Source organism: Chitinophaga solisilvae (genome assembly GCF_009928525.1).
Classification (GTDB): domain Bacteria; phylum Bacteroidota; class Bacteroidia; order Chitinophagales; family Chitinophagaceae; genus Chitinophaga; species Chitinophaga solisilvae.
Genome location: NZ_JAABOK010000005.1, coordinates 370,008 through 390,088, shown reverse-complemented (window position 1 = coordinate 390,088; position 20,081 = coordinate 370,008). Strand labels below are relative to the sequence as shown.

Here is a 20,081-nt window from a genome sequence, read left to right as displayed (position 1 = left end):
GCATTGATTTTAGAAGTTTACATTCAGACCAAAAGTGTAGGTTCTTGCACTGGGGTAATCAAATACGCCCTCTCCGTAATTGTTTTCCGGATCAAAACTTTTCCACTTTGTCCAGGTGAGCAGGTTCTGCGCCTGTGCAAACACCTGTATGCCCTGTACGTATCTGATGCGCGACAGCAATGATTTAGGGAAATTATAGCCGATATTGAGATTACGTAAACGCAGGAAAGAAGCGTCCTGTATGTCTTTGGACGAGAAGCCGCGTTTTGAATCAAACCGGGGCAGCAGCGCGTTATCGCCAGGTTTCTTCCAGCGGTCGTATAACATACGTACGGATTGATTACTGCTGGCGAAGGATGGATTTTCATTATAGTAATCCTCATTCAGGTAGCGCATGGTTTTGGCAGCGAAGGTAAACAAGGCATTGAGGTAGATGCCTTTCCAGGAGAAAGCAGTATTAAAGCCTCCGGTAAACGGCGGTACATAGGTACCGAATTCTGCTACGCTCAGCGCTGTTTCATTGTAGTCGCTGGTTTTATTACCGTTGCGGTCATAATACAGCGGGTCGCCCGTCTGCTGATCTACGCCAGCCCATCTGGGCGCGTAGTGCGATCCATAGGGCAGTCCTACGCGCACTATCTGCGAGTTGCGCTGCGGGAATTCATTGGCGCTGCCCAGATCTGTTACCACGTTTTTATTGTAGGCAAAGTTGGCGCCTATGTTCCAGCTGATATCTCTTGTTTTAAGCACGTTTACCTGTACATCAGTTTCTATACCGCGGTTACGCATGGCGCCGGAGTTCAGCAGCATGGTATAGAAACCGGAGGTAATAGACAGCTCCTGTTCAATGAAGAGGTTGTTGGTCACTTTATTGTATACATCCGTTACGATGCGGATACGGTTGTTCCACAATCCCAGGTCGAAACCGGCATTGAACTCTTTGGCGTACTCCCAGTCATAGTTATTATTGGCTGGCCGTAAAGGCACCGTACCGCGGCTGCCGCCGTATTGTTTTGTCGTATAGGCGGCTACGTAGGCATAGGCGCCGTTAGCAGTAAACGGACTGGCGGTGGTCCCATAGCTGACCCTGAAACGCAGGTCATTGATGAAATCCACGTTCTTCAGGAAGTTTTCCTTTTTAGCTTCCCATCCTAAACCGACAGAGTAAAAGCCGTGCCATCTGTTGTTGACAGGTACTGTAGAAGCGCCGTCGTAGCGGAAGCTGGCGTTCAACGTATATTTTTCATCGAGGGTATAGCGGCCTACCGTCATCCAGGAAGCGAGGGCACTTTGGGTACGGCCTCCGTGCAGCAGCGCAGGATACGGCGATCCCGGCGTAATGCCTACCGGTGAAGAAGGTAGCCTGGGCTCAATGTCGTAGCCGGTATAATCAAATGTTCTGTAATTATTCTTAGTGAATTCGTAGAAACCGGATATTTCAAAATCGTGTCTGTCTGCAATCAGTTTTGAGTAAGTCAGTCCGGAGGTGGTGATAAGCGTAACATTCCGGGTTACACCTTCACCGAAGCTGCCTTTTTCGCCCGTGGTTACGTTACCGCCGGTATAGGAATCGGGGTTGATATATCTTTCCGTGGTAGTTTCCCGGAAATCTATACCCAGCCTTGTTTTTGCAACGAGTCCTTTTGCCAGCTGGTAATTGGCGGAGGCGCTGAGTATTCCTTTCAGCTGATTGTCCTTGTTGCTGGTATTCAGCAGGGCGTCGAGGGCGTTGCTGCCTTCGCGCTGGTCCAGTACGGGATATATGTCTGTATTACCGCTGGTTACCAGCGTACCATCAGCCGCGTAGGGGTATTCATAAGGCAGGGCATAGTATATAGCTGCCAGCATATTGCTGCCGTTGGCAGAGGCTTCTCTTTCAATAAAGCTGGAAGTGGAATAGCCGATGCCCATGTTAACGTTGGCAGAAAAACGGCCGGTATTGAAATCGAGGTTATTCTTGATGGAATAGCGTTTCAGGCCGGAGCGTCTGGCAATACCTTCCTGATCGAAATAATTCAGCGAGGTATAGAAGCGTACGTTGTCGTTACCACCACTTACGCTTAACTGATGTTCCTGGAATTTTCCGTGTTGCGTAAATATTTTTCTCCAGTCGGTATTGGTATTACGCAGGCTGTCCAGGATACGATCCGCTTCTCTTTTTTCTTCCGGTGTCTTGCCCGCATATTCCGGATTTCTGGGAGAATAATCCCAGCCGGGGCCGTAGCTTTCGCCGGTTTCCAGTCCTAATTCCTCTTCATACTGCAGGTGCTGTGCAGCGTTCATCATCTGGAATTTGGGCGTAGTCATATTGGAGAAGCCGTATTGGGATTTATATTCCACATTCATCCGGCCGGATTTTCCTTTTTTGGTGGTAATGACGATAACGCCGTTGGAGCCGCGGGAGCCATAGAGGGCTTTGGCGGAAGCGTCTTTCAGCACCGTTACAGAGGCGATGTCTGCAGGGTTAATACTTTGAAATACGCCGGCTTCGATGGGGATGCCATCCATTACGTAGAGCACAGAAGCGTTGCCATTGATGGTACCTACCCCGCGTAACGTAACGCTGGCGCTGGTTCCAGGCTGGCCGGATCCGGCAGATACAACCAGACCGGGTACGCGGCCCTGCAGTACCTGATCGAAGGTAGCCATGGGCACCTGCCCTATTTTTTCCGCGCCTACGACGCCGGAGGCGGCAGTTGATTTATTACGGGTATAATTCGTATAGCCGGTAACTGTTACTGCGTTCAGTGTTTTTACATCTTCTTCCAGGGTGATATTGATTTCCTGCCGGCCCGATACGTCCACCTGCTGGGGAGCGTAGCCCACGAGCGAGAAGCGGAGTGTTTTGGTATTATCCGGGGCATGCAGGGTAAAGGTACCGTCGGTAGCGGTGAGGGTACCGGCAGCGGAGCCGTCGGCACGTACGGTAACGCCGGGCAGCGGCAGATTATCTGCTCCTTTTACCTTTCCTTTTATGATGATATCTGCAGGCGCGGTGGCTGCGGAAGCGCCGGCATAGATAACAACCAGTCCGTCTTCCCGGAGGGTATAGTGCAGGGGAGTTCCCGTGAAAGCCTGTGTGAGTACGGCATCCAGGGAGGCGTTCTTAACGGTGATGGTTACCTTTTTATCTTCCGGCAGTGTTTTATCGTGGAACACAAAGCGGTAGTCCGTCTGGTGCTCTACTGATTTCAGCAGCTGCCGGATACCGGCATCTCTGAGTTGCAGGGTAATATTCTTCTGTGCGAGACAAACTGCCTGCGCCTGCAGGCAGAGGAGAAACAGCATTAAAGTTAATTTCATAGTTAGCAGCAGTTTGCTGGCGGGAACAGCCTTTCCCTTCCATTCCAGGAATACAAGTTTTACCATACCTTTGGTGTTGGTTTAGTTAATGATCATGTCACGACATTTGCTGGCCACTAAAGGGGGAAGTGTGTCCGCACTTCCCTTTCTTTTTGGTTGACAGAGTATGATTTAACGGTTGTTTACCTGCTGATGATGATACTGTCGCCGGCCATCCTGAAACTGAAAGGATAGGACAGCTGCAGGGCATCCAGCGCTTTGATAATTGTTTCACTTTCGAAGGTGCCGGAATAGCGGTACTGCTTCACTTCTTCATCGGCAAATGCGATACGGATACCATACCATTGCTGCAGTCTGGCCGCTATATCTGCCAGCGGCTCATTTTCGATCTCCAGGCGGTTGCGTACCCAGTTGATTTCTTTTGCTTTATGATTTACCGGATCTGCATCCAGCGGAATTACTTTATAATCTGTACCGGCTGTCGTTTGTCCGTTTCCGTTAATGACGATTTTCTGGTTGGGGAGCAGCAGGATTTTTTTTTGCCGGTTGTTTTTCCAGGCTACCTCTACTTTTCCTTTAAAGAGGGAGGCCTCTATTCCGGACATTTCCGTACAGGCGTTAATGTTAAAAACGGTGCCCAGTACCGTAATATCGGCCAGGGTGGTATGCACGATGAACGGATGTCTGGCGCCGGGGGCCACATCGAAGAAGGCTTCGCCGGTGAGGGTGAGTTCCCGGTTGGTAGTGTTGAAGCCCGGTGCGAGGGCCACTTCGCTGTGCTGTCTGAGGATGATGGAAGAGCCGTCGGGCAGCACCACTGTTTTCCGTGGTTCATTACCGGCGCTGATAGCGGCAGCCATCTGCTGTTGCGGTTGCCGGGAAGACCGCGTCAGCAGTATTCCGGTTGTAACCGCCAGCAGCAACGCTGCCGCCGCCGCATATCTGAGAATAGGACCAAAACGGGGGGCCGGGGATGGTAACGTCAATGGTTCCGGTGTGGATAAACCGGCTACAGGCTCCGCTGTGAGGGCCTGTAATAAGTCATAGTGATCCAGTCCGGATTTCAGATGCAGCAGCTGTTCCAGCCGGCCACCCTGCCTGGCAGTAAGTAATTCCACCAGGCGGCGGGCTTCCGCCGTTTCCGCCGCCTTTCCGGGATGTTGCTGTATCCAGCCTTCCCAGAAGGATATATCGGCGTCGTTATCTTCCACACAATATCGCTGGAAAGATTCATCGCATGCAAAATCTATGGCCTGGTAATCCCGGAAATCCATGTATAAGCCCCTTTAGATATACAGACGGGAAAACCGGAATGATTTCCTAAGAGAAATGAAAAAAAATTTATTTCAGCAGGCGGCGCAGGGTTTTCACCGCATCATAGATGGTATTATAGGCTGTTTTTACCGTCTGGGAAGTACGGTCGGCAATCTGTTCATAGGTGAGTCCTTCAAAGAATTTGAGGCGGATCAGCTCCGTCTGCCGCGGGGTGAGCGACTTCATGGCGCGGTGCAGGCGGGCGCGCACTTCTTCGTCTTGCTGCACACGGATAATGATTTCTTCATAGGACAATTCATTTTCCTCGTTCTCCGACCAGTTGCTGACGGCGGTATGTGTCCTCGCCTGATAGGCCAGCTGGTCGATCAGATGGCGTTTCAGCGCTGTAAACAGGTATGCCTGTACGTTAGTCACGGGTTTGAGCTGCTGCCACCGGCCCCACAGCTGCAGAAACAGCTGCGTGATGCAATCTTTTACCAGCTCGTCGTTTCCGCAGAGCTTTAATCCGAACCGCAGCAGGTGGGGATAGGTATTGTTGTACAGGGCAAACAATGCCTGTTTGTCGCCATGACGCACCTGTTCCCAGTATGTATTGTTTGTTGCTGCCGTTGACATGTTTGGTGGTTGCCGCAGAAAGATAATCAAAACAAAAAGGAATTATTTAAACTCTTACGCCGGTAAATAGCAGCGCAAAGCAATTATTTCTTCTTCCACTTTATATCAAATATGAATTACTTACAATTCATACAAATAAATTAAATATGTATATAGATGTAAATTAATATAATTTAAAAATGTTTCACAAAGTAAAACTTTGTACAAAGTTTTACTTTGTGAAACATTTTCTATATCTTTGTCCTGAAAGAAAAAACTATGAAAAGTTCTGATAAAAATCTACAGGATCATAAGCGTGGTTTATGCAAATATGAACCTCCCTTATTCTGTTTTGGCAAAACGGAAAAGAACTTTCAGTGTAACAATTCTATACTAGACATCAAGCAAAATGAAGCTTCGATGGAGTATTTCCATCAGAAGAAGACAACTCTACCGGGGTATTATATTAACCACAATTATTTCGTTGATAGCGTTCAAATAAAGCCTGCTTTATCTCAATTTATTAAACTTGAAAAATGGTTTTCCAGACTTTATGGGCATGAATCGTCTTGTTCCATTGAAAGTCGGTATTCAAACCGTGATTTTATTCTTCCTGCCGGCTCTTTTCAACGTTTCACTAAAATTACCAGAGAGCTTAATGAGATCGATATTTTCGTTGATAACATTGTTGTGCTGGAAGCAAAGCTCAACAGGCAGTTAAGCAACTTACCGTTTCAAACGGCTAAAAAATTAATCACGTCTGTTCCATCTGATTATTTTTGGATAGCAGGAATCACAGACATAGTAAACATTCTTACTGCCGACAAAAACAAAAGGCAGTCAGGTATAATTGCTGGTCAGAAAATAAAATTACGCAAAGCCGATATACTGGATACAGTGCCGGCGATACTGGCAGGGTTTTCAGTAAATACACCGCCACTACCTCCACCGCCACCTCCGCTGCCGCTGCTGTCCTCTTTCCGGTTATGGGAGAATTTTGAATACGAAGCAGCAGTAACTGATACAGCAGAACAATCAGCACTTGTAATACAGCTGCTGACAGAGGCACTGCAGGCTGTAAAAACGGTCAGAAAAAAAGCTGTGGTTACACGCAGAAGTTTACATAGACGCCTGCGCAGCCAGCTTCGGCTGGATTTACGCTCATTAATCCGTACTATTCTAAAACCTGTCCGCATTTCGACATATGATGGCAAAGACGCTGATCATGTTTTTCCTTACCACTCTTTTTCAGGAAAAACATTTTTCAAGACGTTTCAAAAAACACGCACATGTCAGATATTAAAATATCAGCAACTAACATCGATAAATCCGTATTACAAGGCCGCATAGCCATCGCTCTTTACAAACTAGAACAACAGGAAAGCCTGACTGCCAACGAACAGGAAATTCATCAGCTGCTAACAATTATCAGATTGGATCTTGAAAAGAAAGATGAACCTGTAAACTGGGATCTGTGGATTCCCCTGATAGGTAAATTCCTGATAAATGCAGCGCTCGTGGCTGAACACATACTAAAAAAATAATGTAAATATGAATTGGGGAAAAGCAATAGTAGATATCCGTAAAAAACGTCAGTTAACGCAATCCCAGCTGGCACAGAAAGCAGGGCTTTCCGATGCCGCGCTTTCAGCGATTGAAACAGAGAAATCCAGGCCAAGTGAAGAGAATCTCAAAAAGATTGCGGCATCACTGGATACCGATCCGGGAGTTATTACCTTGCTGGCGGTTAATCCTGAAACAGATATGAATGAGGAAGCCCGCGCTAAATTCCATGAGCTTTTCCCCGATTTTCATAAACTGATATTTTCTACCATCAGATAGCAGACATCTGGTGGTAAGCAGCTGCCAGATATTTTTACCTTCCTGAGTTTCCGGAAAAATTTTCGGGATACAGAAAATAAAAAAGCTGAAATCTTTCTTATAAGATTTCAGCTTTTTTTTGTTGCCTGACCTGGATTCGAACCAAGACAAACAGAGTCAGAGTCTGTCGTACTACCGTTATACTATCAGGCATCATCGATTCAGGACGGCAAAATTATAACATTTTATCAAACAAACAAAAAAATGTCAGAAAATCTGAAAAAAACCTTTCTGCAAGTGTAACCGGTTTTCAGTAATTTAGTTTCCTATGCGGTCAATTACATTCATACTGGCATGCCTGATGACCATTACAGGCCCGCTTTTCGCCCAATCCATCCAATCGGTGACCCTGGGTCATGTGCGTTCGGCAAAGCTCACAGAAGCCTCCGGAATTGCCTCCAGCAGCACGCTGCCCGGATGCTACTGGACGCATAATGACAGCGGCAATAAACCGGAAGTATTTCTGCTGGACAGTAAGGCCCGCATCATCAGCACATGCCATCTGCAGGATGTCAGCAACCGCGACTGGGAAGATATTGCCGAAGGCATAGGCCCGGCGAAAAATAAACACTATGTCTATGTCGGTGATATCGGCGATAACAAAGCTAAAAGAAAACATATCCGCATCTACCGCTTCGAAGAGCCAGCGGTATTACCGGGAAAATCAGTGTCTGTAAGGCCTGACATACTTACCCTTGAATTCCCCAACGGCCCGCGGGATGCAGAATCCCTCATGATAGACCCCATCGGCAAAAAAATCTATCTGCTCAGCAAAAGAGAAAAACATATCAGCCTGTACAAAACAGATAACCTCCTTTTCCGCGACGGCGATAACGCCACCCTGCAGCAACTCATCACCCTCCCCTACACATGGGTTACCGCCGGCGACATCTCCAAAGATGGCCATCATATCGTCATCAAAACCCTCACCAGCATCTATTACTGGCATCGCAGCAACGACGAAACGGTAGAGCAGGCCATGGCCAGACCCGCTACTGAACTGCCTTACACGCCGGAACCACAGGGCGAAGGCATCACCATTTCCACCGATAACCAGGGATATATCACCATCAGCGAAGGCGAAGATGCCGCCCTCCTTTTCTGGAAACATAAATTCTGATCCACCCCAGGCCCCGCCTGCCTTTCCCCTACGCTGAAATCTCATTTCAGTAGTATAAGTTATAATTGTATATGCAGCAAAAGTTTAGCATCTGCTGCCAACCCTGGAATATGCCCTCAAGAATAACAGGTAACCTTCCCTGCGGAAGTTTCCTGTGATAAACCATTAAGATATGCCAACAACGAGTCAATTTAACCATCTGCACGTACGGGGTGCCCCCCGCCAATTCCTGACATCCTGTAACCACTTTCACCGAACGTGAAAATCATCCGACAGTACGCCCATCTAACCATTCACTCAACAATCCATGTAATCTCATGCAAAAGAAAGCTATTATCATCGGCGCAGGACCTGCTGGACTCACTGCTGCCTATGAGTTACTCCAACGCACGGATGTAATGCCGGTAATCCTCGAAAAAAGTACTGATATAGGCGGCATCTCCAAAACGGTTAATTACAAAGGAAACCGCATCGATATCGGCGGCCACCGCTTCTTCTCCAAATCAGACCGCGTCATGGACTGGTGGATGACCGTTATGCCCCTCGATAAAGAAGCCGCTGAAATATTCACTATCAGCTACCAGCAAAAAACCAGAGAAGTAAAAATTCCCCAGAAAAAAAATGATTCCGATACACTCGTCGCTGAAAACCCGGACCTGATAATGCTGGTGAGAAAAAGACTCTCCCGCATCTACTTCCTCCATAAATTCTTTACCTATCCCATTCAGCTATCCGTAGATACCCTCCGCAAATTAGGTATCATCACCACCATCAGCATCATGATCTCCTACCTGCAGGCACAGGCTTTCCCACGGAAAAATGAAAAAACGCTGGAAGATTTTATGATCAACCGGTTCGGTAAAACCCTCTACAACCTCTTCTTTAAACATTATACGGAAAAGGTGTGGGGAGTGCCCTGTAACGAAATATCTGCCGAATGGGGCGCTCAGCGCATCAAAGGTATCTCTATAGGCAAAGCCATTGCACATGCCGCCAAATCAGCCTGGAATGCCAGCAAACCCAAAGACATCAAACAGAAAAATGTAGAGACCAGCCTGATAGAACAATTCCTCTATCCCAAACACGGCCCCGGTCAGCTGTGGGAAGAAGTAGCCCACCAGGTAACCTCCCAGGGCGCTACCCTCCTTATGCAGCATGATGTTGCCCGCATCATCACCTCCGGCAACCGTGTCACCGCCGTGGAAGCCATCGACCGCACCACCGGCGCCACCATCCTGCTGGAAGGCGATTACTTCTTCTCTACCATGCCCGTACAGGAACTCGTGGCCGGACTCCAGGCAAACGTACCCAAAGATATCCGTGAAATCGCAGCCGGGCTCCAGTACCGCGACTTCATCACCATTGGCATACTACTTAAAAATCTCAGCTGGCAGAACGCCAAAACAGGCGCCTATGAAGCCCTGTCGCTGAAAGACACCTGGATCTATATCCAGGAAAAGGATGTGAAAGTAGGCCGCCTCCAGCTCTTCAACAACTGGAGCCCCTACATGGTAAAAGACCCGGATACCACCTGGGTAGGAATGGAATACTTCTGTAACAAAGGCGACGACTTCTGGGCACTCAGCGATGAGGAAATCCGCCAGACAGCCATCAAAGAACTCTGCCAGATCGGTCTCGCACGCACAGAAGACGTACTCGACGCCACTGTACTCAGAATGGAAAAAACATATCCCGCCTACTTCGGCACCTATAACCGCTTCGACGAAGTACGCAACTATATCGACACCTTCGAAAACCTCTTCCTCGTTGGCCGCAACGGTATGCACAAATACAACAACTCCGACCACTCCATGCTTACCGCCATGGTTGCCGTAGATAATATCGCCGCTGGTATTAAGACCAAAGGAAACATCTGGTCTATTAATACAGAGCAGGAATACCATGAAGAGAAGAAGTGATTTTTTTAATTACGAATTACGAATTGCGAATTACGAATGATGAATTGCGAGTAAGACTCGAAGATAAAAGCGAAGACCGAAGCGATATGTATCTGCTTCGGTCTTCGCTTTTATCTTCGAGTCTTACTCGCAATTCATCATTCGTAATTCGCAATTCGTAATTCGTAATTAAATCCTCGTTACCAACTCCGCTATCCTGTTCGAAATCCCTACTTCATTATCATACCATGCCACTACTTTCACCAGGTTGCCGATCACTCTGGTGAGAGTGCCGTCAACGATAGAAGAATGGGTATTACCGATAATATCTGCGGATACCAGAGGCTCTTCGGTATATTCCAGTATGCCTTGCAACGAGCCGCTGGCATAGGTTTTAAAGAGGTTGTTGATATCTGCCACAGACGCAGGCTTTTTGAGATTGAGCGATAATTCCGCAATGGAAGCATCTATGACGGGAACACGGTAAGAGAAGCCATCCAGTTTACCTTTCAGTCCGGGCAGTACATCGCCGATAGCTTTGGCGGCACCGGTGGTGGTAGGGATGATAGACTGCGTGGCGGCCCTGGCTCTTCTGAAATCACGGTGCGGGCCATCCTGCAGCATCTGGTCCATCGTGAAGGCATGTACGGTGCTCATATAACCGGATTCTATCCCATAGGTATTTTCCAGCAGGAACAGCGGAGGTGCGATACAGTTAGTTGTGCAGGAGGCGGTAGAAAGAATGGCGTCATCAGGGGTAATTATATCTTCATTAACGCCGGCAACCACCGTTTTTACGCCGCCGGTGGCAGGAGCAGTAATGAGTACGCGGCGCGCGCCGGCGCGGAGATGCGCTTCGGCTTGTTCCCGCTGCGTAAAACGTCCGGTAGATTCTATCACAACATCTACACCCAGCTGCTTCCAGGGCAGGTTAGCCGGATCCTTTTCACTTACCAGCAATATATCTTTTCCGTTAACGCGGATGTGTTTTTCGGTATGTGATACAACACCCGGAAATTTTCCATGGGCAGTATCATATTTCAGGAGATGAGTGAGAATATCAATGCCCATCAGATCATTCACCGCTACTACCTCTACATTTTCCTTGTTCTGCAAGGCTCTTAAAGTCATCCTTCCGATACGGCCGAAACCATTAATTGCTATTTTCATCGCTTGATATTTTTGGTGATAACACAAAAATAGCGCAATGAAAATCCGTCTCAAATGACTAAAAATATACAATTTCTGCCAACTCAGGTTTCCGGTTGCAAAGCGGTACGGAAGGTACGCCGGTAATCGCTCGGCGATACCATCAGGTGCCTCAGGAACACCCTGCGCATAGATACCATACTTCCCAGGCCACATTTTACGGCTATCTGTTCAGTACTCAGATCGCTTTCTTCCAGGAACCTCCGTGCCGTATCTACCCTTAACTTTTCTACATATTTGGCAGGTGTAAGTGCTGTCTCCTTCAGGAACACCCGTGCAAAATTACGCGGGCTCATATTCATCTGCAGTGCCAGCTGCTCTACGCTGAGATCCTTATCCAGGTGCGTTGTCATCCATTCATGCAGGCGGCCGGCGATGGTATGCGCATAACGCTGCTCTCCGAGCAGCCCGCCAAACTGTGACTGATACCCCGGCCGGCGCAGGTAAATAACCAGCCTGCGCGCCACTGCCAGCGCCAGGTCCCGGCCATAATCCTCTTCCAGCATCGCCAGCGCCAGATCCAGCCCGGAAGCGATACCACCGGAAGTAAATACATTCCCGTCGCGGATAAAGAACGGATTGGTGTCTACCTTCACCAGCGGATGCTCCTGCTGAAAACGGTCACTGTAATGCCAGTGCGTGGTGGCACGGCGGCCATCCAGTACGCCGGCACGCGCCAATGCAAAAGCACCGATACAAATAGAACCTATCCTCCGCAATTTCGGATAAACTTCCTTCAGCCATTTGTAATACTTCTGATGATTATTCTCCAGGAACTCCTTACCCAAACCGGCTACCAGCAAGGTATCTATGGGTCGCTTAATATCAGAGGTAAACATGTTGCATACAATTTCCACCCCACTCTGTGTCATAATTCTTTTCCCGTTGCCGGGAGCGGCAATTAAAATTTCGTATCCTTCGTGAGCGGTGGCCGGGTCATTCTTCAGTACTTTGTTGGCTTGTGTAAATACATCGCATGGTCCTGCTATATTCATCAGGGAAGTGCCTTCCATAGGTACGACAACAACCAGTTTCTTCTTGTGCGGCATAAAATTGAAGCTACTTTGTCGGTTACTAAAGTAATAATTTTTGCAGGTTCCCGGCTGCTTTTTTCAAGGTGCTGCCCGATGCCCAGTCCGCCAGCAATCCGGGCAATACCGTACTGCCGATCCTGCTGTTGTTCACCGCCAGCACCTCGTGATATATTTCCAGTAGTTTCTTCTGGTCTTTCACCGGTGTTGCGGCGAAACATTCCAGGCACGCCTGCAGCATTACTTCCAGCTCCCGGTTATGCTGCCGGCTGATCTGCCACATATGTCCGGAGATCAGGTCACAGAAACGCTTTAAGGGCGCCCAGCCTATTCTTTCATGCACCCCTGTCATGCTCCCCAGCTGCCGGCTGTCTATTTTCCCGCTGGTTACGCGCGTAGTCCAGTAAGCCGCAGCGAAGGCACGAATGGTTTTATCTGCATGCAGCATACAGGCACTTACAAATAGCAGTATCATCTCTCCCGGAACAATATCCAGCTCATGCAAACCCTGTATGGCAGCGGTTACCATACCGGTTTCACTTACTTCGTAAACACCGGAGAAAGTCTGACAGGCGCCTATGATCCGCGCCAGCAGCAAGGCCGGATTATTGGGCATGAGCAGCATAACACGCATAACATCTCCGTTATGCAGGTACAGCTGCCGTCCGCTGTCACAGATATATTCCTGAAGCAGGCGCACCTCATGCTGCGGCGCCGCTTCTTCTACGGGAATGTCTATACGTAATACCGCACGGTGATCCACATAGCGCTCATAGCTTTTCTTCTCCCTGTTATAATCACCGTAGGCCAGGTATTTTTCGCTGAACGTCTGCCAGCTGCAATTGCCGCTCAGCAAGGCCGGCGGCAGGTTATACCAGGGGAATGCCGCAAAGGCGTCATATCTGACTGCCGGCGCTTTGGTAAGACCAGCCTGCATCCAGGCGGATGCAAAGGTAAAGGGGCCTTGCGGCATCGCGGAAGCATCCAGCAGGAATAGCATCAACCGCAGGTATTCTCCCTGCAACAGTTCTTTCGCCAGCATTATTGCTGCCTGCGTATCCTGCAGCGCACAACGGGATATGGCTATCTGCCAGTCCATATCATCCGGCACAGCCTGTTCCGACTGGTACCGGTGCAACCGGCGGATCAGCACACAAGGGTCTATCCATCCGGGTGTATGCGTAGGTGTTGACAGCAACGGGCGTGTATCCTTCTCCGTTATCTTCCGGAGGGCCAGCGATAATAACTGTAAAAAGGGATCGAATATGATTGGTTCATACCGCAATGTCTGCTTCCATTCCAGGAAAGGTATCAGCTCTGCATGTTTATGCCACCAGTGTTTTTTGTTTGACAGCTGCCGCAGCTGCTGCGTATAGTCGCTGCTGTTATCCGCCATTATCTTCCCGGCGTTCAGGAGAAATAAAGCCAGCATGTTATCAGACATACCACTACCACCGGTATGCAGGTAATAAATGGCGTAAGCGCGCTGGAAAGCCGGTTCCAGCTGCAGCAACGCTGCTGTAGCGAGTTCCGGCTGCAGGTTTATCAGGGCTGCCGGCAGCTGATCGATGTGCCAGGACGCATTATTTTCAAACGCCTGGCTGGCCAGAAATATCAGTTCTTCCACCCCCTGCACAGCCGGTATCAGATTTTCCTCACTGAGTAATGGCCGGGCAACATCATCTGTTATATCTGCAGCAGTTGTTACCGGTACATCTGACGTAAAAAATTGCCGCAACAGTTTAGTCGTTTCCGTTAGCATCAGACTCTGGAACAGCTGCAACTGATCCTGCAGCACAGTATCTTCCGGTCTTCCGCATTGGGCAATCAGCTTTGCTGCCCTGATTTGCACCACCTCCTCCCGTGAAACGAACACCGGCGCCAGTGCGCTGCTGATTTCATCTCCCCGCTGCGGATGTTGTTTATACATTTTTTCGAGAATGCTGATAATGGTGACCAGCACTGATTTCACACCGGAAGATAATACCTGCGGAAGATGATGCAGCAACGGGCTGCTATCGAATTCCTTTTCCGGCATCAACGTTTTAATGGCACTCAGCGCGGTGTTTACCGCTTTACTCTGCGGGGAATCCAGCGTGAGGAACAACGTCTCCTGCATAGTCAGCAGCTCCTCTTTTGTGGGCGCCAGCGCCGTGAAGATATCCATCCACCAGGCGGTGAGCAGCTTATTAAAATTCCTGTTCGCTGTTTTCAGACACTCTTCCAGCAGGCGCAGGCGATCCAGCGTGCCGTTGCTGCTGCATTTCAGGATAAAACTTTTCCAGTTGGGCGCTTCGCCGGTTTTATCTGAAACATGCAGCCACCGGTCGCTGAAATGAATATTGGTAGGATATGTCAGCAGGTACCAGAAATGTTCCTGCATAGTTATCGGGTAGCGGAAGAGAACAGAAGTATCGTAGCCCATCCGTTTGTCGTGATACGGAAAGATAGCCATGGTGAGACAATTCACCACCAGGGCCGGGTTGACGCTGATCCATCCCTGCTCTCCCATTTCCATCAGGAACGGATAGGTAAGACCGCCGGGGAGCCCTTCTTCATCTGACAACTCCTGCATCAGCGTGGCAAACCAGGCGGGGCAATACCAGGGCAGTATATCACGGAGCCAGCTGCCGGAAAACAGGGACACCAGCCACAGGCTTTTACGGAAAGTATTTTTATCATAACAGGCAAAAGAGGCAGCTGCGAGTATATACGCCTGATCCGCCGACATCCTGGTGCTCCAGCTGCCGGGACGGATTTCAATAACGTCGCTGTACCAGTTGCCCAGTTCTTTCAGTACGGGTATCAACGCATGTTTGTCGGCATCTGTCAGTTTTTTCAGAAACGGAACAATATCATCTCTCCGTCCGGTTTCCACGAGCCGGGTTAATTCATCCTTCGTTGTCATCCCCGAAAATATTAAATATCACCGGATAATTTTTTCTTTACAGCGAGAATATGTTTACAATCGCCCCGCTCCCCCTGGTTCCGGGAGAACCAGGTACAGGTGCATTTGTCTTTTCCGGATTCCAGTATAACCGTATGCGTTACCACGGTACCGGCTACACGCGCTTCCATGCGCACCTTATCTTTAGCGATGATAGTAACGCCGCCGGTGGTGAGCAGCTGCTCCGCGCCTTTCATGCGGGGATTCAGGCTCAGTAAGCGGCTCAGGCGGAAAGGCAGACGGCGGTAGAACCAGGTGTTATCGGCCGTATCATATCCCAGCAGTCCCATAGCTGCGAGGCGGGCCGTAAGGTTATCGATCTGCTGAAAAGAAATCTGTTCTTTTACCGCACGCAGCGTAATATTGAACTCCTGGTTCTCATAGCTGCGCTGATCAAAACGGGTAATCCATGAATCAGGGATGTCGGCAATCAGCGATTCCAGTGCTGCACCTTCACCAGAAAAGCCACGCCATGCCTCACGTGAGAGGGCAAGACTAAAACGCACCGGGCCAAAATGCAGCTGCCACACCGTACACTGCATATCTTCCCGCGCATATACCCTTAGTTCATCAGCCAGTGGCAGTAAAGGTTCCAGCAGTTTAAGCCGGTGAATACCACCGATACAAACAGCGCCGGGCATTTTCACCGGCGTGAGCTGCGGCCTGCCGCCACGCATAAAAAGATAATAATCTGTTTTCACCTGCCCGGATGGAATACCATGAAACAGCTGCAGCAACTGCATCTTATTAAACAGGAGCGCCTGCTCTGTTCCCGCCATCAGCAGCTGTACAGATGTTAATCCTTTCAGCCATTTCACCGGCAGCGGTACTTTTTTCTCCGTCACTTTTCCGGAAGCGCTGCTTTGCATACTGACATGACGGTTACCCACCTGCAGCTGCAGTTTCGTATTTCTGCCTACTGCGCCAAGCGCATTGATCATAGGCTGATTGAAATCCACATTAACGGTACCGCTGGCAGGGAAATCGCCGGCATGAGATCCCGGCAGCAGATCCACGCGCGCGTAAACGCCTGCGCACAGAGAGAATCCTTCGAAGCGCAGTTTATTATTTCCCGCAGTGATGATAGGATCCTTAACCATAGCCGCCATGGCTGTTGACAGGGAAAAACCGGCTTTCACTACATTGGACAGGGCGATCAGGCATCGGGCTGTAACATAGGGCTGCTGCAGTTTTCCATCGAAGAACACAGGCATCTCCGTACCGGCTGTTTCGTTGAATCCGGATAGCCGCAGGCTGCCGGAAGATCCGCCGGCCTGAAGTACAGAAGGGATATTATAATGATATGTAATAATATCAGACATGGGAAGGGTTAATTAACTGTAAAACCGTTACATTTAACTAAAGTAACACACAAATTACCTGTAAATTAAATAAATTAGCGAAAAGAGAAACCAACGCAACCCTCATCATAATGGCTACGGCTGCGATATTGATCCGAAAACCTACAACTGATATGTTCCAGGTGCTGAAAAAAACTGTAAATAAACTGATAAATGCAGGCGCTGAAAATTTACCCGATGAAGAAAAAAAGAATGTCAGAATAATCAATACACTAAGTTTATTTACCGGCTGCCTGGCAATTGGTATAGGAACATTATTATATAGCCTGACTCATTTTCTTGGTATTCTGATCCCTGCCAACCTGGAGGGTATCAGTTTTTTATTATTGGTGTATTTCAACCACAAACATTTCTATAAAACAGCGAGAATTGGTGTATTGGTAATCTTTTGTATTACGGCTATCTATTTTGATACGATTCTTGGCCAGAATATTAATCTGGCTTTAATGTGTGTATTTCTCTTCTGCTTAACCTTACTGGTTTATACAACACCCGGCGAGAGAATAATGGGGATCAGTGTTACCATTGTATCGCTGTTTTTCATGGAACTGAATTTCTATAATAAGTTATTTACTCCCTATGATTTATCTGCAGCTAATCAGTTCTTCCTACGTTGGGTAGCACTGGCTTGTTTTCTTTCTTTTAATGCGATTGTTATTGTTTATTACGTAAAAGACAGAAAATTATGGTACGATAAACTGAAAAGCTATTCTGAATCACTGGAAGATCTTGTGATAAAACTAAAACAAGCGAATCAGTCAAAAAGAGTTTATCTCCGTGAAACCAATCATGAAATCAGAACGCCCTTAAATGCTATACTGGGAATAGCACAATTACTGGAAACCAAGATTGCCGCGCTTTCAGAAAAAAATCCTGAATTACATGAGATTGCAGAGTTAGTGAACGATCTGAATTCCTCCGGGATTTTTGCTAAGAACATTGTGAATAATGTGCTTGAATTAAGCCGCATTGAATCAGGACAAAAAGAAAACATTCATCTGATACCCTTTTCTTTGAGTAACTGGCTTCATGAACTCATACAGATGCATCATTATCTGGCACAATCGCAAAAAGTAACGCTGGTATTGAACTTTGATGAACATAACCTTCCGGAGAAAATCAATACAGACAAGATAAAAATCACACAGATTATTACTAATCTTCTTTCCAACGCTATTAAATTTTCTCCTAAAGGAGGTAATGTTACGATTAATGTATGGAGAAAGGAAAAAGATCTTGTAATCAGTATTAATGATGAGGGAAAAGGAATAAGTACGGAACAGCAGCAGGTGATTTTTGATCCGTTTGTCTCCGGTGGTAATGGTTTTATAGAAGGAACGGGTTTAGGTCTATACATTTCCCGTCAGTTGACCATTTTGTTAAATGGCTCCCTCGAAGTGGATAGCCAGATGGGGAAAGGCAGTACTTTTACTGTTCGCTTCTCTAACATGTTCAGTAATGTATCACTTGAAAAAACCAAGCAGCCACCCCAATTGCTGAAAAGTCTGAAAGACAAAAAGGTATTGGTAATCGAAGATGACAGCATGTCGAGAATGGTTTTAAACAAATATTTTAAAGCAGCCGGGTGCCAGTTATTTGAAGCTGTTAATGGAGAAGAGGGGTTAATCAAAGCCAGGAGTGAAAGACCGGACTTTATACTTTTGGATACACAAATGCCTGTAATGGATGGCAGAGAAACATTGAAAAACATCCGTCAGGATGTTCATCTCAGAGATATTCCTGTTATCATAACATCAGCGGACAGTTTTGCTGAGTCCCGTGATGAAATGCTAAAAGCAGGAGCTACTGATTTTGTTGCCAAGCCTGTTGAATTTCAGGCATTGCATCGTGCCCTCAGTCGGGTTATACTATAATTTATAACTGCGCTGTTTTCATATGATCCTCCTTTAATTCACGGGATGGATGCCCATTAGATCTATACCGCTGTGTATAGATAAGGGTCCAGTGCAGATAGCCATGTATCATCAAAGCGAGGTTTTCAACATAATCCACAACTGCCTCCTGATATAGCCCACAGTCTGGCAGATTGGTCCTGAGAGCACAAAAAGAGGCTACATCACCATCATGAATACTTAATGCCTTTCTGTATGCTTCATCCAACGTGCAATTTTGCACATGTTCTATCATTAATACCAGGTTAAGTACATCATTTCCCTTTTCAAGATGAGCACTAAACAAATCATTACACCAGGATAAAATCCGGCAGGTTAGCTGCGAAAGCTGCTGTAATGTTGGATGTGCAAGGATTGCCCCGGGAATAATTGTCCCTGTTATTGCTTCTGCCAGATTTACCAGCGGTTCAACATTTACAGCTCTTTCTCTGATAGCATAAAATGTTTCAAAGTCAGGATACTTCATATTCACACGATATGGAATCTCCATCTCGACACCATCAAAATAGCTATCAAGGCTATTACAAAAACGATTTATCCAGGCTTCAGAAGAAAAAGATAACAGTTCTCTTCTAAGCAATGGTAATTGCTGATACAGCGCTGCTGCAGATTTTGCCTGATGCCCCCTCATAATTGGTAAAGCATTCCCGCGTATCTGCCGGATTTCTTCTACCATAGCATATTCAAAGCTGTCGTCAACGATGAATGCCCACAAAAAAAAACGGCATATAGCCGTTAATTGTTCAGCATTGGCGCGGGGAAACATACATCCTGCCGCCAGTCCCACACCTGTATGCATATACTTTTTCTTTACCTTCTCCGGTAAAAAACCATAATACGCCTCTATCCATCCGCCGATTTTACTTTCTGTCGCAGCTGCATAGGGGTTGGTAGCAAAAGGGAAAGGGTACTGCAAGGCAGTAACATCAAATGTTTGTTCCATAAGTTAAACGTTTAAAGATTAAAAAAGCAATAATTGAGTTAGTGGCATAACATTCATATACAATCTATGACCAGGGTATTCAGGATCTCCCAGCATATACTTTTCGAAGAAAATTTTATCTGAAGAACAATACGCATTCCCGCCCGGCAGGGCTGCCATATCAGGAGTAATCACAGGAAAGTAACCAGGAACAATATTTAACCGCACTGAAAATTATTCAGTAACGGCAGGTCATATTAATGCATTACTATCGCAGTGAAAACAGGCGCACGGCAAGCTGGGCATAACAACTCACTTCATGGCGTTTAACTTTTAAAGAGGAGCAGGTCTGATAATACTACTTGGGAAGATGTTGCTATCGCTATCAATATTCATTGGCCTTCGTGTTTGGCAAAACATCAGCCAGGTATCTTTAAGTTGGTTATATGCTGCAAGGTGAAGAATTATCGGCGCATAAACAAATAGAAATAAAAAAAGCCGCTACAGTGTTATCTGTAGCGGCCTGTATCCTATCAGCATCTGCCGTTTGTTGCCCAACCTGGATTCGAACCAAGACAGTCAGAACCAAAATCTGATGTACTACCCTTATACTATTAGGCACCGTTA

At 47.4% G+C, this 20,081-nt stretch carries 14 protein-coding genes and 2 tRNA genes; 6 read left to right on the top strand and 10 right to left on the bottom strand.

The genetic code is table 11. The features are described from left to right. Positions 1 to 9: 9 nt before the first annotated feature. From GWG06_RS12580 to GWG06_RS12570, 3 genes are all read right to left on the bottom strand, one after another. Positions 10 to 3,369 (bottom strand): TonB-dependent receptor, encoded by a 3,360-nt coding sequence (locus tag GWG06_RS12580; RefSeq protein ID WP_202183007.1) that lies wholly within the window; start codon positions 3,367 to 3,369, stop codon positions 10 to 12. Positions 3,370 to 3,485: 116 nt separating this feature from the next. Continuing rightward, positions 3,486 to 4,577, bottom strand: a complete 1,092-nt coding sequence (locus tag GWG06_RS12575; RefSeq protein ID WP_160713605.1) for a FecR family protein — start codon at positions 4,575 to 4,577, stop codon at positions 3,486 to 3,488. A gap of 67 nt (positions 4,578 to 4,644) precedes the next feature. Continuing rightward, complete coding sequence (locus GWG06_RS12570; RefSeq protein WP_160713603.1) at positions 4,645 to 5,193, bottom strand: RNA polymerase sigma factor; 549 nt, start codon at positions 5,191 to 5,193, stop codon at positions 4,645 to 4,647. A gap of 258 nt (positions 5,194 to 5,451) precedes the next feature. Here GWG06_RS12570 and GWG06_RS12565 point away from each other — a divergent pair, with 258 nt between their 5' ends. The 3 genes from GWG06_RS12565 to GWG06_RS12555 are packed head-to-tail and all read left to right on the top strand — an operon-like array spanning position 5,452 to position 7,014. Continuing rightward, positions 5,452 to 6,522 (top strand): hypothetical protein, encoded by a 1,071-nt coding sequence (locus GWG06_RS12565; RefSeq protein ID WP_160713601.1) that lies wholly within the window; start codon positions 5,452 to 5,454, stop codon positions 6,520 to 6,522. Continuing rightward, positions 6,462 to 6,716 (top strand): hypothetical protein, encoded by a 255-nt coding sequence (locus tag GWG06_RS12560; RefSeq protein ID WP_160713599.1) that lies wholly within the window; start codon positions 6,462 to 6,464, stop codon positions 6,714 to 6,716. Before GWG06_RS12565 ends, GWG06_RS12560 begins: the two co-directional genes overlap by 61 nt. Before the next feature lie 7 nt (positions 6,717 to 6,723). Then, positions 6,724 to 7,014: a helix-turn-helix domain-containing protein gene (locus GWG06_RS12555; RefSeq protein ID WP_160713597.1), complete on the top strand. Its 291-nt coding sequence runs from the start codon at positions 6,724 to 6,726 to the stop codon at positions 7,012 to 7,014. A 121-nt stretch (positions 7,015 to 7,135) separates the two neighbouring features. Here GWG06_RS12555 and GWG06_RS12550 read toward each other — a convergent pair. Beyond that, positions 7,136 to 7,206: transfer RNA gene (locus GWG06_RS12550), tRNA-Gln, on the bottom strand. A 115-nt stretch (positions 7,207 to 7,321) separates the two neighbouring features. Here GWG06_RS12550 and GWG06_RS12545 point away from each other — a divergent pair. Beyond that, on the top strand, positions 7,322 to 8,173 hold the full coding sequence (locus tag GWG06_RS12545; RefSeq protein ID WP_160713595.1) for a hypothetical protein: 852 nt from the start codon (positions 7,322 to 7,324) through the stop codon (positions 8,171 to 8,173). A 317-nt stretch (positions 8,174 to 8,490) separates the two neighbouring features. Beyond that, the gene (locus GWG06_RS12540; protein WP_160713593.1) at positions 8,491 to 10,092 is read left to right on the top strand and encodes an NAD(P)/FAD-dependent oxidoreductase; all 1,602 of its coding nucleotides are present in this window, start codon (positions 8,491 to 8,493) and stop codon (positions 10,090 to 10,092) included. A gap of 168 nt (positions 10,093 to 10,260) precedes the next feature. Here the strand turns inward: GWG06_RS12540 and gap are convergent, their stop codons facing one another. The 4 genes from gap to GWG06_RS12520 all read right to left on the bottom strand — a co-directional run bounded on the left by gap (position 10,261) and on the right by GWG06_RS12520 (position 16,580). Beyond that, positions 10,261 to 11,241, bottom strand: coding sequence for a type I glyceraldehyde-3-phosphate dehydrogenase (gap, locus tag GWG06_RS12535; RefSeq protein ID WP_160713591.1), 981 nt, complete (start codon positions 11,239 to 11,241; stop codon positions 10,261 to 10,263). Positions 11,242 to 11,324: 83 nt separating this feature from the next. After that, a complete protein-coding gene (locus GWG06_RS12530) occupies positions 11,325 to 12,329 on the bottom strand; it encodes a GlxA family transcriptional regulator (protein ID WP_127043249.1) in 1,005 nt (334 codons plus the stop codon). 25 nt (positions 12,330 to 12,354) lie between these two features. Further along, on the bottom strand, positions 12,355 to 15,219 hold the full coding sequence (locus GWG06_RS12525) for a DUF6493 family protein (protein ID WP_160713589.1): 2,865 nt from the start codon (positions 15,217 to 15,219) through the stop codon (positions 12,355 to 12,357). An 11-nt stretch (positions 15,220 to 15,230) separates the two neighbouring features. Further along, complete coding sequence (locus GWG06_RS12520; RefSeq protein WP_160713587.1) at positions 15,231 to 16,580, bottom strand: SWIM zinc finger family protein; 1,350 nt, start codon at positions 16,578 to 16,580, stop codon at positions 15,231 to 15,233. Positions 16,581 to 16,732: 152 nt separating this feature from the next. Between GWG06_RS12520 and GWG06_RS12515 the strand changes: the two genes are divergently transcribed. Continuing rightward, on the top strand, positions 16,733 to 18,493 hold the full coding sequence (locus tag GWG06_RS12515) for an ATP-binding response regulator (RefSeq protein WP_160713585.1): 1,761 nt from the start codon (positions 16,733 to 16,735) through the stop codon (positions 18,491 to 18,493). Between the two features lies 1 nt (position 18,494). Here the strand turns inward: GWG06_RS12515 and GWG06_RS12510 are convergent, their stop codons facing one another. Together GWG06_RS12510 and GWG06_RS12505 are read right to left on the bottom strand one after the other, a co-directional pair. Beyond that, positions 18,495 to 19,475 (bottom strand): terpene synthase family protein, encoded by a 981-nt coding sequence (locus tag GWG06_RS12510; protein WP_160713583.1) that lies wholly within the window; start codon positions 19,473 to 19,475, stop codon positions 18,495 to 18,497. Between the two features lie 529 nt (positions 19,476 to 20,004). After that, a tRNA-Gln gene (locus GWG06_RS12505) sits at positions 20,005 to 20,075 on the bottom strand. Positions 20,076 to 20,081: the final 6 nt, after the last annotated feature.

Bases quoted from the DNA above. Each gene is read 5' to 3' on its own strand.
- GWG06_RS12575 (WP_160713605.1), bottom strand. From the start codon at position 4,577: ATGGATTTCCGGGATTACCAGGCCATAGATTTTGCATGCGATGAATCT.
- GWG06_RS12530 (WP_127043249.1), bottom strand. From the start codon at position 12,329: ATGCCGCACAAGAAGAAACTGGTTGTTGTCGTACCTATGGAAGGCACT.
- GWG06_RS12580 (WP_202183007.1), bottom strand. From the start codon at position 3,369: ATGGTAAAACTTGTATTCCTGGAATGGAAGGGAAAGGCTGTTCCCGCC.
- GWG06_RS12545 (WP_160713595.1), top strand. From the start codon at position 7,322: ATGCGGTCAATTACATTCATACTGGCATGCCTGATGACCATTACAGGC.
- gap (WP_160713591.1), bottom strand. From the start codon at position 11,241: ATGAAAATAGCAATTAATGGTTTCGGCCGTATCGGAAGGATGACTTTA.
- GWG06_RS12520 (WP_160713587.1), bottom strand. From the start codon at position 16,580: ATGTCTGATATTATTACATATCATTATAATATCCCTTCTGTACTTCAG.
- GWG06_RS12570 (WP_160713603.1), bottom strand. From the start codon at position 5,193: ATGTCAACGGCAGCAACAAACAATACATACTGGGAACAGGTGCGTCAT.
- GWG06_RS12565 (WP_160713601.1), top strand. From the start codon at position 5,452: ATGAAAAGTTCTGATAAAAATCTACAGGATCATAAGCGTGGTTTATGC.
- GWG06_RS12560 (WP_160713599.1), top strand. From the start codon at position 6,462: ATGTCAGATATTAAAATATCAGCAACTAACATCGATAAATCCGTATTA.
- GWG06_RS12515 (WP_160713585.1), top strand. From the start codon at position 16,733: ATGTTCCAGGTGCTGAAAAAAACTGTAAATAAACTGATAAATGCAGGC.
- GWG06_RS12555 (WP_160713597.1), top strand. From the start codon at position 6,724: ATGAATTGGGGAAAAGCAATAGTAGATATCCGTAAAAAACGTCAGTTA.
- GWG06_RS12510 (WP_160713583.1), bottom strand. From the start codon at position 19,475: ATGGAACAAACATTTGATGTTACTGCCTTGCAGTACCCTTTCCCTTTT.
- GWG06_RS12540 (WP_160713593.1), top strand. From the start codon at position 8,491: ATGCAAAAGAAAGCTATTATCATCGGCGCAGGACCTGCTGGACTCACT.
- GWG06_RS12525 (WP_160713589.1), bottom strand. From the start codon at position 15,219: ATGACAACGAAGGATGAATTAACCCGGCTCGTGGAAACCGGACGGAGA.